Annotated in this window: 16 protein-coding genes; 13 read left to right on the forward strand and 3 right to left on the reverse strand. The window is 75.1% G+C overall.

Going from position 1 to position 12,180, the window contains the following annotated elements; translation table 11 throughout:
• Positions 1–2 precede the first annotated feature (2 nt).
• Both ACI793_RS11030 and ACI793_RS11035 read right to left on the reverse strand, forming a co-directional pair.
• The gene (locus ACI793_RS11030) at positions 3–521 is read right to left on the reverse strand and encodes a DUF3515 domain-containing protein (RefSeq protein ID WP_456606421.1); all 519 of its coding nucleotides are present in this window, start codon (positions 519–521) and stop codon (positions 3–5) included.
• 129 nt (positions 522–650) lie between these two features.
• Positions 651–884 carry an Lrp/AsnC ligand binding domain-containing protein gene (locus ACI793_RS11035; protein ID WP_311346050.1) on the reverse strand — a complete coding sequence of 78 codons (234 nt, stop codon included), beginning with the start codon at positions 882–884 and terminating at the stop codon, positions 651–653.
• A 92-nt stretch (positions 885–976) separates the two neighbouring features.
• Between ACI793_RS11035 and ACI793_RS11040 the strand changes: the two genes are divergently transcribed.
• The 3 genes from ACI793_RS11040 to ACI793_RS11050 are packed head-to-tail and all read left to right on the forward strand — an operon-like array spanning position 977 to position 3,163.
• Positions 977–2,017, forward strand: coding sequence for a thiamine-phosphate kinase (locus tag ACI793_RS11040; protein ID WP_456606422.1), 1,041 nt, complete (start codon positions 977–979; stop codon positions 2,015–2,017).
• Entirely contained in the window at positions 2,001–2,540 is a 540-nt protein-coding gene (locus ACI793_RS11045; RefSeq protein ID WP_456606423.1) for a GNAT family N-acetyltransferase, read from the forward strand. The genes ACI793_RS11040 and ACI793_RS11045 overlap by 17 nt, the downstream gene beginning before the upstream one ends.
• Complete coding sequence (locus ACI793_RS11050) at positions 2,528–3,163, forward strand: cytidylate kinase-like family protein (protein WP_456606424.1); 636 nt, start codon at positions 2,528–2,530, stop codon at positions 3,161–3,163. Before ACI793_RS11045 ends, ACI793_RS11050 begins: the two co-directional genes overlap by 13 nt.
• Before the next feature lie 87 nt (positions 3,164–3,250).
• Here ACI793_RS11050 and rpmB read toward each other — a convergent pair whose 3' ends face one another.
• A complete protein-coding gene (rpmB, locus tag ACI793_RS11055) occupies positions 3,251–3,442 on the reverse strand; it encodes a 50S ribosomal protein L28 (RefSeq protein WP_029339036.1) in 192 nt (63 codons plus the stop codon).
• Positions 3,443–3,607: 165 nt separating this feature from the next.
• Between rpmB and ACI793_RS11060 the strand changes: the two genes are divergently transcribed.
• From ACI793_RS11060 to ACI793_RS11105, 10 genes are all read left to right on the forward strand, one after another.
• Entirely contained in the window at positions 3,608–5,230 is a 1,623-nt protein-coding gene (locus ACI793_RS11060) for a DAK2 domain-containing protein (protein ID WP_456606425.1), read from the forward strand.
• Positions 5,231–5,257: 27 nt separating this feature from the next.
• Positions 5,258–7,438: an ATP-dependent DNA helicase RecG gene (gene recG, locus ACI793_RS11065; protein WP_456606495.1), complete on the forward strand. Its 2,181-nt coding sequence runs from the start codon at positions 5,258–5,260 to the stop codon at positions 7,436–7,438.
• A complete protein-coding gene (gene rsmD, locus ACI793_RS11070) occupies positions 7,435–7,989 on the forward strand; it encodes a 16S rRNA (guanine(966)-N(2))-methyltransferase RsmD (protein WP_456606426.1) in 555 nt (184 codons plus the stop codon). The genes recG and rsmD overlap by 4 nt, the downstream gene beginning before the upstream one ends.
• A complete protein-coding gene (coaD, locus tag ACI793_RS11075; RefSeq protein WP_456606427.1) occupies positions 7,986–8,474 on the forward strand; it encodes a pantetheine-phosphate adenylyltransferase in 489 nt (162 codons plus the stop codon). Before rsmD ends, coaD begins: the two co-directional genes overlap by 4 nt.
• Positions 8,471–9,148, forward strand: coding sequence for a hypothetical protein (locus tag ACI793_RS11080; protein ID WP_456606428.1), 678 nt, complete (start codon positions 8,471–8,473; stop codon positions 9,146–9,148). The genes coaD and ACI793_RS11080 overlap by 4 nt, the downstream gene beginning before the upstream one ends.
• 117 nt (positions 9,149–9,265) lie before the next feature.
• On the forward strand, positions 9,266–9,889 hold the full coding sequence (locus ACI793_RS11085; RefSeq protein WP_456606429.1) for a YceD family protein: 624 nt from the start codon (positions 9,266–9,268) through the stop codon (positions 9,887–9,889).
• Positions 9,889–10,068, forward strand: a complete 180-nt coding sequence (rpmF, locus tag ACI793_RS11090) for a 50S ribosomal protein L32 (RefSeq protein ID WP_200490685.1) — start codon at positions 9,889–9,891, stop codon at positions 10,066–10,068. The genes ACI793_RS11085 and rpmF overlap by 1 nt, the downstream gene beginning before the upstream one ends.
• 35 nt (positions 10,069–10,103) lie before the next feature.
• Positions 10,104–10,856, forward strand: coding sequence for a ribonuclease III (gene rnc / locus ACI793_RS11095; protein WP_456606430.1), 753 nt, complete (start codon positions 10,104–10,106; stop codon positions 10,854–10,856).
• A gap of 5 nt (positions 10,857–10,861) precedes the next feature.
• A complete protein-coding gene (gene mutM, locus ACI793_RS11100; RefSeq protein WP_456606431.1) occupies positions 10,862–11,755 on the forward strand; it encodes a bifunctional DNA-formamidopyrimidine glycosylase/DNA-(apurinic or apyrimidinic site) lyase in 894 nt (297 codons plus the stop codon).
• Positions 11,756–11,921: 166 nt separating this feature from the next.
• On the forward strand, positions 11,922–12,110 hold the full coding sequence (locus tag ACI793_RS11105) for a hypothetical protein (protein ID WP_456606432.1): 189 nt from the start codon (positions 11,922–11,924) through the stop codon (positions 12,108–12,110).
• The last annotated feature ends 70 nt before the right edge of the window (positions 12,111–12,180 follow it).

Here is a 12,180-nt window from a genome sequence, read left to right on the forward strand (position 1 = left end):
GCTCACTCGCCGGGCACGGGCTCCTGGTAGGGCAGCGCCTCCGCCAGCGCGGTGGTCAGCGCGGTCACGGGGGCGCTGTCGACACCGGCCGGCAGGCTGACCTCCACGTACACCGGCCGGTCGACGGTGGTCCAGACCGTGGTGTCGGGATCGCTGGTGTCGACGTGCCACTGGACGCCGTTGATCTGGATCGCCGACGCCCCCACGACCCAGCCGGCCGGCCGGTCGACCCCGCAGACGAGGACGACCGGCGGCTCGCCCCACGCGTAGGCGAACAGCGAGTCGGAGTCGACCGGCCGCGACTGCTCACCGGCCAGCTCCAGGGGCAGGGTGGCCATGACGGCCGGGCAGAACTCGCCGGCCTCGGGGCTCACCGGCGGGACCTCCACCGGCAGCGGGGGGAGGTCGGCGCGCTCCGGCGCGGCCGTGCCCTCGATCTCGGCGGGGCCCCGCGCTCCGGCGTCGTCGTCCTCGGTGTCCCCGCCGAGCACGTTGGCCAGGATCACCAGCGCCACCACCACCGGGACCAGGACGGCGGTCGCGATCAGCGCGACGCGCCGCAGCGGGTCGGCGGGGCGGTCCGGCGGGGACGGGTGCTCGGTCAGGGTGTCAGCGCTCGCAGGGGTGGGGCCGGTGAGGTCGGACGGCCGTCAGATGTTGACGACGGGGCAGGTCAGCGTGCGCGTGATGCCGTCGACCGACTGCACGCGGGCGACCACGAGGCGGCCCAGGTCGTCGACGGTCTCGGCCTCGGCGCGGACGATGACGTCGTAGGGGCCGGTGACGTCCTCCGCCCGGGTCACGCCGCTGATCTCGCTGATCGTGGCGGCGACCTGGGCGGCCTTGCCGACCTCGGTCTGGATGAGGATGTAGGCGTGGACCACGGGAGATCCTTCCTCCGGCAACTCGGCCGATACGTCGTCCCCGCCGGGTGGCGGACAGTTCGGCAACCTACCCCAGTGACCGGAGGCACCTCGTGACTCGGCCCCGCCCCCTCGTGCCGCGCCCGGACCAGGCCGACAGCGTCCGCGCGGTGGGCGAGTTCGGCGTCATCGCCCGCGTCGTGGCCCGGGGTGGCGCGGCGACCGTCACCGAGGTCGGGCCGGGCGACGACGCCGCGGTGCTGGCCGCGCCCGACGGCCGCGTCGTCGCGACCACCGACGTGCTGGTCGAGGGCCGCCACTTCCGGCGCGACTGGTCGTCGCCCGAGGACGTCGGGCACAAGGCGGCGGCGGCGAACCTGGCCGACGTCGCCGCGATGGGAGCCACGACGACCGCGCTGCTGGTGGGCCTGGCGTGCCCGCCCGACACGCCCACGAGCTGGCTCGAGGGCGTCGCGACGGGTCTGGCCGAGGAGTGCGCGCCGCTCGGTGCCGCCGTCGTGGGCGGCGACACGGTGGCGGCCGCGCCCGGCAGCGACGCCGTCGTCCTGTCGGTGACGGCGCTGGGCGACCTGGGCGGGCGCCGGCCGGTGCTGCGGTCGGGGGCACGGCCGGGTGACGTCGTCGCGCTCGCCGGCCGACTGGGCTGGTCGGCGTGCGGCCTGGCGGTGCTCCGCCGCGGCTTCAGCAGCCCGCTGGCCGCCGTCGCCGCCCACCGCCGCCCCTCGCCGCCCTACGCGGCCGGCCCGGCGGCGGCCGAGGCCGGGGCGACCGCCATGTGCGACGTGAGCGACGGCCTGCTGGCCGACACCGGGCACATCGCGACCGCGAGCGACGTGGTCCTCGACCTGGACCGGGCCGCGCTCGTCGAGGCCTGCCTGGTCCCGGACGGCCCGCTGCAGCAGGTGGGCGCGGCGCTGGGCACCGACCCGCTGGCGTGGGTGCTCACCGGTGGTGAGGACCATGCCCTCGTGGCGACGTTCCCGGCCGGTGCCCCGCTGCCCGCGGGGTGGACCGCGATCGGCGTCGTGCGCCCAGCGGGGACGGCGGCCGGCGTGCACGTGGACGGGGTGCCCGCCGAGGCGGTGGTCCGAGCGGTCGGCGCGGAGGGGACCGGACATGCGCACTTCGGCTGAGCCGCTGCCCGACGGCGCGACGCTGCGGCTGCGCGCGGTGCCCTACGACGACCCGGTCGCCCGGTACCTGGTCGAGCAGGTCCAGCAGGAGTACGTGCAGCGCTACGGCGGGCGGGACGAGGCCGTCGTGGCGCCCGCCGACTTCGCGCCGCCGGCGGGCCTGTTCCTCGTCGCCGAGGTGGACGGGGTGCCCGCCGGGTGCGGCGCATGGCGGGTCCTGCCCTCGGGCGACGTGGAGATCAAGCGGGTCTACGTCGAGCCGCCCTTCCGGCGCCGGGGGCTGGCGCGGCGGCTCATGGCCGCGCTGGAGGACAGCGCCGCCCGGGCCGGGCACCGCTCCGTCGTGCTCAACACCGGGCAGGAGCAGCCCGAGGCGCTGGCTCTCTACGACCGGCTGGGCTACCGGCCGGTACGGGGCTACGGGGTGTACGCATGTGCGCCGGACGCGGTGTTCCTGGGCAGGGAGCTCGAGCAGCGCGACGAAGTCACCGGCGGGACGAAGGGGAACTCATGGGCGTCGTGACGCTGTCGGCTGCCTACGGGGCGGGTGGTCCGGAGATCGCGCCGGCCGTCGCCGAGCACCTGCACCTGCCGTTCCACGACCGGATGATCCCGGCGCAGGTCGCCGGCCGGCTGGGGGTGCCGGTCGAGGAGGCCGAGGCCAACGACGAGACCGTCGTCGGGGGGCTGTGGCGGCTGGTGGCGGGCCTGGGCACCATGCCCGACACCGTCGGCGGCGTCATGCCGGGCCCGGGCATACCCGACGCCCGTGCGTTCCGCGAGCAGACCGAGCGGGTGCTCACCGAGATCGCCTCGCCGGCCGGCGTCGGTGGCGTGGTGCTCGGCCGGGCGGCGGCGATGGTGCTGGGCGAGCGGCCCGACGTGCTGCACGTGCGCCTCGGGGGGCCGCGGCAACGGCGCCTGCAGGTCGCCGTGGCGCGCTACGGCCGCTCAGCCGAGGAGATCCGCCGCGAGATGGACGCCAACGACCGCGCCCGCGAGGCCTACGTCCGGCACTTCTACCGGGTCGACGCGTCCTCGCCCAAGCACTACCACCTGGTGATCGACAGCACGGCCCTGTCGGTGGACACCGTCGTCGACCTCGTCGTGACGGCGGCCCGGAGCCGGGGGATCGGCGCGGACTGAGCTCGGACCGGGCACGCACGACGAACCCCGGAGGTCCGAGGACCTCCGGGGTTCGCCGCGATGTTCAGGTGTCGCGTGCGCCCTGCGTCAGGCGCGCACGACCTTGCCCGCGCGGATGCACGAGGTGCAGGCGTTGATGCGCCGGCGGTTGCCGGGGGCGATCAGCGCCCGCACGGACTGGATGTTCGGGTTCCAACGGCGCGGCGTGCGGCGGTGCGAGTGAGACACCGACATACCGAAACCGGGGCCCTTGCCACAGACATCGCACACGGCAGCCACGGTGGATCACTCCCAGAAAGAAATCGTTCACAGACGGCGGGGCAAGGAAGCACCCGCAACAAGACCGTCCAGGAGTCTAACCGCTCCCGGGACGGCGTGCCGCCACTGCCCCCACCCGGGGTCGTGGCCACCGGCGCTGTCGTGCTCCACGGGTACCCTCCGGCCGTGCTGGAGGCCCTGGACGAGGCCGCGGTCGGTCGATGGTGCCGCACCGCGGTCGACGCGCTGTCCGGAGCCCGCGGCCGCCTCGACGAGATGAACGTCTTCCCCGTGCCCGACGGGGACACCGGCACCAACCTGCTGCTCACCGCCCAGGCGGCGCTCGCCGCCCTCGAGCGGGAGGGCGACCGCACCACCGAGCCCTCGTGGTCGGTGCTCTCCCGGGGCGCGGTGCTGGGTGCCCGCGGCAACTCCGGCACGATCCTCGCCCAGCTGCTGCGCGGCCTCGCCGACCAGCTCGCCGGCCAGCCCCCGGCCGACGGTCCGGCGCTCGCCGCGGCGTTGCAGAAGGCCGCCGACACCGCCTACACCGCCGTGGCCGACCCGGAGGAGGGCACGTTCCTCAGCGTCGCCCGGGGCGCGGCCGAGGCGGCGGTGGCGCAGGTCGGGGCGGGCCGCGACACGCTGGCCGACGTCGTCACCGGAGCCGCCGACGGCGCACGGGTGGCACTCGACCGCACCCCCGGTCAGCTGGCGGCGCTGCGGGACGCCGGCGTGGTCGACGCCGGTGGTGCCGGGCTGTGCCTGGTGCTCGACGCCCTGGTCACCACGGTGACCGGGGTCGAGCCGGCCCGCCCGCCGCTGGCCACCCGTCGCGAAACCGGTCACCTGCACGCCCACCGCCCCGACCCCCGGCACCTCCCGCACCAGCCCCCGCCCGGGCCCGGCAGCGAGGTCCAGTACCTCCTCGCCGACGCCGACGAGGACTCCGTCGCCCGGTTGCACGCCCGCCTCGCCGGGCTGGGGGACAGCCTCGTCGTCGTCGGCGTCGACACACCCACGGGGCGGGAGTGGAACGTGCACGTGCACGTCTCCGACGTCGGAGCGGCGATCGAGGCCGGCATCGAGGCCGGGCGCCCCTACCGGATCTCGGTCTCGCCGCTCGCGCCCGTCCTCCCGCCCGCGCCGGAGGCCGGCACGCGGGCGCTGGTCGCCGTCGTGTCCAGCGACGGGCTGGCGGAGCTGTTCGGCGCCGCGGGCGTCCGGGTGGTCACCTGCGGCCCCGACGGCGTGACCGAGGACGACGTCCTCGACGAGATCATCGGTTCCGCCGCCCACGAGGTGGCCGTGCTGCCCAACGACGGCGACCTGCTGCCGGTCGCCGCGCGCGCCGCCGCCCGGGCCCGGGAGCTGGGCCGCGAGGTCGGCGTCGTCCCGACCCGCTCACCGGTCCAGGGGCTGGCCGCCTGCGCCGTCGGCGATCCCGGCCGGCGCTTCGGGGACGACGTCATCGCCATGGCGGAGGCCGCCGCGGCCACCCGCTGGGCCGAGGTCACCCTCGCCGAGCAGGAGGCGCTCACCTCGGCCGGCCGCTGCCAGCCGGGGGACGTCCTGGGGTCGGCCGAGGGCGACGTGGTCGTCATCGGCCAGGACCTCGCCGACGTGGCCCGCGACCTGCTCGACCGCCTGCTCTCCGCCGGCGGGGAGATGGCCACGCTGCTCGTCGGCCCGGACGAGGGGCTCGGCGACGCCGTGTGCGGCCACCTCGCCTCGCGGCACCCCACGATCGAGGTGGTGCGCTACGGCGGTGGACCCGCAGCGATCCCCCTGCAGGTGGGCGTCGAGTGAGCCGGCGAGCCTGACGTGGCCGTGACCATGCGGACGCCGCTCGCCCGCGTGCTGGGTCCCAAGACGGCCACCGGCATGAGCGAGCAGCTGGGCCTGGAGACGGTGAGCGACCTGCTCCGGCACTACCCGCGCCGCTACGCCAGCCGCGGCGAGCAGGCCGACCTCGCCGACGTCCAGGTGGGCGACCGGGTGACCGTGCTGGCCCAGGTCCGGAGCGTGACCACCCGGCCGATGCGCAACCGGCGGGGTTCGCTCACCGAGGTGGTGGTCGGTGACGGCAGCGGGCGCATGAAGCTGGTGTTCTTCAACCACCGGCACGCGCAGCTCAAGCCCGGAGCGTGGGGGATGTTCGCCGGCACCGTGGGGGAGTGGCGCGGGGAGAAGCAGTTCGCCCACCCCGACATGCACCTGCTGGACGGGGCCGACGACGAGGACGACTGGGCGCGGGCCCTGGTGCCGATCTACCCGGCGAGCAAGGACGTCTCCAGCTGGGTGATCCAGAAGTCGGTGAAGCTGCTGCTGGGTGCCTCCGGTGGGCTGGGGGAGCTGGTCGAGGACCCGCTGCCCGAGGAGGTCCGGTCCCGCCACGGGCTGCTCCCGCTGCCCGACGCCCTGCTGGACATCCACCGGCCCACCACGACCGACGACGTCGAGCGCGCGGCGTCCCGGCTCAAGTGGGACGAGGCGCTGGTCCTCCAGCTCACCCTCGCCGCCCGCCGCCGCGCGGCCGCTCTCGAGCCCGGCATCGCGCGGCCGCGCGATGCCGGCGGCCTGCTCGACGCTGTCGACGCCGCCCTGCCCTTCGCCCTCACCGAGGGCCAGCGGGAGGTGGGGGAAGAGCTCGCCGCCGAGCTGGACCGGGACCAGCCGATGCACCGGCTGCTGCAGGGCGAGGTCGGCTCCGGCAAGACGGTGGTGGCGCTGCGGGCGATGGCCCAGGTGGTCGACGCCGGCGGCCAGGCCGCGCTGCTCGCCCCCACCGAGGTGCTCGCCGCCCAGCACGCCCGCGGCATCCGCCAGCTCCTCGGGCCGCTGGGCCGGGCCGGCGAGCTGGACGGCGACCCCGCCGGCACCCGGGTCACCCTGCTCACCGGTTCGCTCAAGGCGGCGGCGAAGCGGCAGGCGCTGGCCGAGGTCGCCGACGGCAGCGCCGGCATCGTGATCGGTACGCACGCGCTGCTGCAGGAGACCGTGGAGTTCGCCGACCTCGGCCTGGTCGTCGTCGACGAGCAGCACCGCTTCGGCGTCGAGCAGCGCGACGCCCTGCGCGCCAAGGGCAGCCGGCCGCCGCACGTGCTGGTCATGACCGCCACCCCCATCCCGCGCACCGTCGCGATGACCGTCTACGGCGACCTGGAGATCTCCACCCTGCGGCAGCTGCCCAGCGGCCGCGGCGGCGTCTCCAGCTCCGTCGTGCCGGCGGTGGAGAAGCCCGGCTGGGTCGACCGCGCGTGGGCGCGGCTGCGCGAGGAGGTCGCCGCCGGGCGCCAGGCCTACGTCGTCTGCCCCCGCATCGGCGACGTCCCCGGCGAGGACGAGCCCGAGGACGCCGACGGCGCACCGGCCGACGACGAGGGCGCGCGCACCGACCGCCGTCCGCCGCTGGCCGTCCTGGACGTCGCCGAGCTGCTCCGCAGCGGTCCGCTGGCCGGGCTGCGGCTGGACGTCCTGCACGGCCGGATGACCCCGGAGGAGAAGGACGCCAGCATGCGCGCCTTCGCCGCCGGTGAGACCCAGGTGCTGGTGGCCACCACCGTCGTCGAGGTCGGGGTCGACGTGCCCAACGCCACCGTCATGGTGGTCATGGACGCCGACCGGTTCGGGGTCAGCCAGCTGCACCAGCTGCGCGGCCGCGTCGCCCGGGGTGCGCACCCGGGCCTCTGTCTGCTGGTCACCGAGGCGCCGACCTCCTCCCCGACGGGGCAGCGGCTGGCCGCCGTCGCCGCCACCTCCGACGGCTTCGAGCTGGCGCGGCTGGACCTGGAGACCCGCCGGGAGGGCGACGTGCTGGGGGCCGCCCAGTCGGGCCGGCGCTCGGGCATCCGGCTGCTCTCGCTGCTGGAGGACGAGGAGCTCATCGCCACCGCCCGCACCGAGGCCACCGCCCTGCTCTCCACCGACCGCGGCCTGGCCGACCACCCCGGGCTCGCCGCCGAGGTCGCCGCGCTGGCCACCGACGAGCGCGCCGGATGGCTGGAGAAGGCATGACCAGGCTGATCGCCGGGGTCGCCGGGGGCAGGAGGCTGGCCGTTCCGCGCACAGGGGTGCGGCCGACCGGCGACAAGGCCCGGGGAGCACTGTTCAATAGCCTCGGCTCGATGCTGGAGCTGGAGGGGGCCGCCGTCCTGGACCTCTACGCCGGCTCGGGCGCGCTCGGGCTCGAGGCGCTCAGCCGCGGTGCACGGTCGGTGCTGTTCGTGGAGAACGGCGGCGGGGTCCTGCCGGTGCTGCGGGCGAACCTGGCCACCGTCGGGCTGCCCGGCGGACGCGTGCAGGCGGGTTCGGTGCCCACCGTCGTCGCCGGCCCGCCGCCGGAGCGCTACGACCTCGTCCTCGCCGATCCGCCGTACGCGACCCCGGGCGAGGAGGTGCTCGCCGTCCTGGGATCGCTCGTCTCGGGCGGCTGGCTGGCTCCCGACGCGGTCCTGGTCGTCGAGCGCGGCCGCCGTGACGAGCCCTGGGAATGGCCGACACCCCTGACCGGAGTGCGGGATCGGCGCTACGGGGAGGCCCTGCTCCGGTACGGTCGGCTGTCGTGAGACGCGCCGTGTGCCCCGGATCGTTCGACCCGGTCACCAACGGCCACGTCGACGTCATCAACCGCGCCGCCGCGCTGTACGACGAACTGGTCGTGGCGGTGCTGGTGAACCCGGGCAAGGCGGGGTTCTTCCCGGTCGAGGAGCGCATGGAACTCCTCCGCGAGGCCGTCGGCCACCTGACCAACGTCCGCGTGGACAGCTTCCAGGGGTTGCTCGTCGACTACTGCGGTGCCCACGACATCCCGGTGATCGTCAAGGGCCTGCGCGCGGTCAGCGACTTCGAGTACGAGCTGCAGATGGCCCAGATGAACCGCGAGCTGGCCGCGATCGAGACGCTGTTCGTCCCGACGGCGCCGCAGGTCGGCCACCTCTCGTCGAGCCTGGTCAAGCAGATCGCCACCTTCGGCGGGGACGTCTCGCGGCTGGTGCCGAAGGTCGTCGACGACCGGCTGCGCGCGCGGGCCCGCGGCGAGGGGTCGTCGTGACGCGCCCCGGGCGCATGAACACCACCGAGGTCGTCTACCGGCTCTACGAGACCGTCGACGAGCTCACCACCGTCATCGAGAACGCCCGCAGCGTCCCGATGTCGAGCTCCTGCATGATCCCGCGCGACCACGTCCTCGACCTGCTCGACGACCTGCGCGAGTCCCTGCCCGAGGACGTCCAGGCCGCCGGCGCCATCGTCGAGCAGCGCACCGAGATCCTCCAGCAGGCCCAGGCCGAGGCCGAGCGGCTGACCACCCAGACCCGCGAGGAGGCCGAGCGGCTGCTGGAGGCCGGCCGGCGGCAGCGCGACGAGCTGCTGGGCACCGCCCGCCGTCAGCGCGACGAGCTGCTCGCCCAGGCGCAGGCCGACGCCGAGCAGCTGATCGTCGAGGCGGAGGGCGAGGCGGAGGCGCTCATCGCCGACGGACGCCGTCGCCGGGAGGCGATGATCGCCGAGGCGCAGGGCGAGCACGAGCGGCTCATCACCGAGACCGAGGTCTACCGCACCGCGGTCGACCGGGCCGACGAGCTCGGCGCCCAGGCACACACTGAGGCCGCCCGCATGCGCGCCGAGGTGGACGAGTACGTCGACACCCGGCTGGCCGACTTCGGCACGACGCTCGAGCGGATGCTGCGCTCGGTCGAGAAGGCCCGCTCGACCCTCCGCGAGTGATCTCCCTCGCCGGGAGCGGTCGCCCTCTGCCGGTCGGGTAGGCTGGCGTCTCGGTTCGAGTTCCGGTGGTTCCGCCCCGGGTCGGGCTCCTCCCCACTACCTACCGCGAGTACTGACATGCCTGCCGCTCCTGCGCCCCGCCGCGACGCCGCCCGCACCTCGGGCCGGCGTCCCTCCGCCAACCCCTGGCGGATCGACCTCCGGGAACTCGGTCGGCGTGCGGGCGCGATGCAGGAGCTCGAGCGCACGGCGCCCGCTCCCGAGGAGTGGAAGGTCGAGCTCATCGGCGTGCCGGCCGGCGCCGACGTGCACCTGCGGCTGCGACTGGAGTCGGTGATGGAGGGCGTGCTGGTCTCCGGGGAGATCCAGGTGCCGCTCGTCGGTTCCTGCGCCCGCTGCCTCGAGCCGATCGAGGACACGCTCACCCTCGACGTCCAGGAGCTCTACGCCTACGAGGGCAGCACCACCGAGGCGACCAGCGAGGAGGACGAGGTCCGCCTCGTCGACGGCGACTTCCTCGACCTCGAGCCCCTGGCCCGCGACACCGTCGTCCTCAGCCTGCCGCTCTCGCCGGTGTGCACCGAGGACTGCGCCGGGCTGTGCGTCGACTGCGGGCAGCGGCTCGACGATCTGCCCGCCGACCACGCCCACGAGATCACCGACCCGCGCTGGGCCGGCCTCGCCGAACGATTCGCCTCCTCACCGGGCACCCCCGGTGACGACACCACCAAGGAGAACTGATGGCCGTCCCGAAGCGGAAGATGTCCCGCGCCAACACCCGCATGCGCCGCTCGCAGTGGAAGGCCGTCGCCCCCACGCTCGCGCCGTGCCCCAACCGCGCCTGCGGTGAGCTCAAGCCGCCGCACATCGCCTGCCCGAACTGCGGTCAGCACTCCGGCCGCCAGGTCCTGTCGGTCTGATCGACGACCGCATCGCCGGTGGGAGGGCGGCCGCTGTGACGCACCCCGAGCAGGGGAGCACCGCCGGCCGTCCCCCGGGCGGTCCGGAGCACGCCGCGCGCGCCGCCGCGTGGGCGCGGTCCGCCCTCGGTGTCGAGCTGCCCGACGGGCTGCTCGACCTGGCCCTGACCCACCGGTCGTTCGCGTACGAGAACGGCGGTCTGCCGACCAACGAGCGCCTCGAGTTCCTCGGCGACTCGGTGCTCGGCCTCGTCGTGACCGACGAGCTGTACCGCAGCCAGCCGGACCTGCCCGAGGGGCAGCTGGCCAAGCTGCGCGCCTCGGTCGTGAACATGACCTCGCTGGCCGGCGTCGCCCGGCGGCTCGGGGACGGCGGTGTCGGACCGCACCTGCTGCTCGGCCGTGGCGAGGAGACCACCGGGGGCCGCGAGAAGGACTCGATCCTCGCCGACGCGGTCGAGGCGCTGATCGGTGCGGTGCACCTCGGCTGCGGGCTGGACACCGCCTCGGCACTCGTGCACCGGCTGTTCGACCCGCTGCTCGTCGAGTCCGCGACCCGCGGCGCCGGCCTGGACTGGAAGACCAGCCTCCAGGAGCTCGGCGCGGCGCTCGGTCTGGGCGCCCCGAGCTACGAGACCCAGGACGAGGGTCCCGACCACGCGAAGACCTTCACCGCCGCCGTCCTGCTGGCCGGCACGGTGCGCGGCCGGGGTCAGGGCCGCACCAAGAAGGCGGCCGAGCAGGAGGCCGCCGAGGTGGCCTGGCGCGCGCTGTCCACCGAGGCCTGACGCCCGTGCCCGAACTACCCGAGGTCGAGGTCGTACGGCGGGGCCTGGAGCAGTGGGTCGCCGGTCGCACGGTGGCCTCCGTGCAGGTGCACCACCCGCGCGCGATCCGCCGTCACCTCGAGGGCACCGACTCCTTCGTCCAGGCGCTGACCGGCCGGACGCTGACCGCCGCCCATCGACGCGGCAAGTACCTCTGGCTGCCCGTCGCCGAGCCCGGAGGTGCCCCGACCGGCCGTGCGCTCGTCGCCCACCTGGGCATGAGCGGGCAGCTGCTGGTCGAGAAGCCGTCCGCGCCCGACGAGACCCACCTGCGCGCCCGCTTCACCTTCACCGACCGCGGCCGCGAGCTGCGCTTCGTCGACCAGCGCACGTTCGGCGGGCTCGCGGTCGAGGAGCTGGGCGCCGGGGAGTCCGTGCCGCCGCGGCTGGCGCACATCGCGATCGATCCGCTGGACGAGGCCTTCGACGTGGACGCCTTCTCCGCGGCGCTGCGCCGCCGGCGCACCGAGGTCAAGCGCGCCCTGCTCGACCAGACCCTGATCGGCGGCGTCGGCAACATCTACGCCGACGAGGCGCTCTGGCGGGCTCGGCTGCACGGGGCCCGGCCCACCGACAAGCTCACCCGCGCGCAGGTCGCCGGCCTGCTCGAGGGGATCCGCGACGTTCTGGGGGAGGCGCTGGCCCAGGGCGGCACCTCCTTCGACTCGCTCTACGTCGACGTCAACGGGCAGAGCGGCTACTTCTCCCGCTTCCTCGCCGTCTACGGGCAGCTCGACCGGCCTTGTCCCCGCTGCGGGACGCCGATCCGCCGCGAGTCGTTCATGAACCGCTCCAGCTACAGCTGCCCGGTCTGCCAGCCGCGCCCTCGGGCGTCGTCGGCCTCGGCGCGCCGGTCCTGAGCTTCACCGCAGAGTGACGAAAACGACATCCCCCGGACACGGTGAGCAAGCATCGTCGCCGTTGACCTGCGTCTGCGGGCCTGTCACCCTGGCACTACCACAGCCGCGCCGACCGGAGTCCGGGGCGCCGGCTCACCCTCTCGCTGTCTGAAAGGCCGTTCCAGCCATGGCCAAGGCCCTGTTCGGTCACGTCGTCGCCCCCGCGCAGCTGCGCATGGTCGAGGAGAACGCCGTCCTCCGTGCGAAGGTGCGGCGGCTGGAGCTGGAGCTGGAGGAGCTGCGCGCGCAGCGCGACGCCGCGATCGCCCACGAGCTGCTCTCGCTGACCGGCTCGAGCGAGCCCGCACTCGCCTGACCCGTCACACCCGCACCACCGGTCACGATCTGCCCCTGCCGGGCGGCCGGCGACAGTAAGCTCCCCGTCC

This window comes from Blastococcus sp. SYSU DS0617 (genome assembly GCF_054051075.1).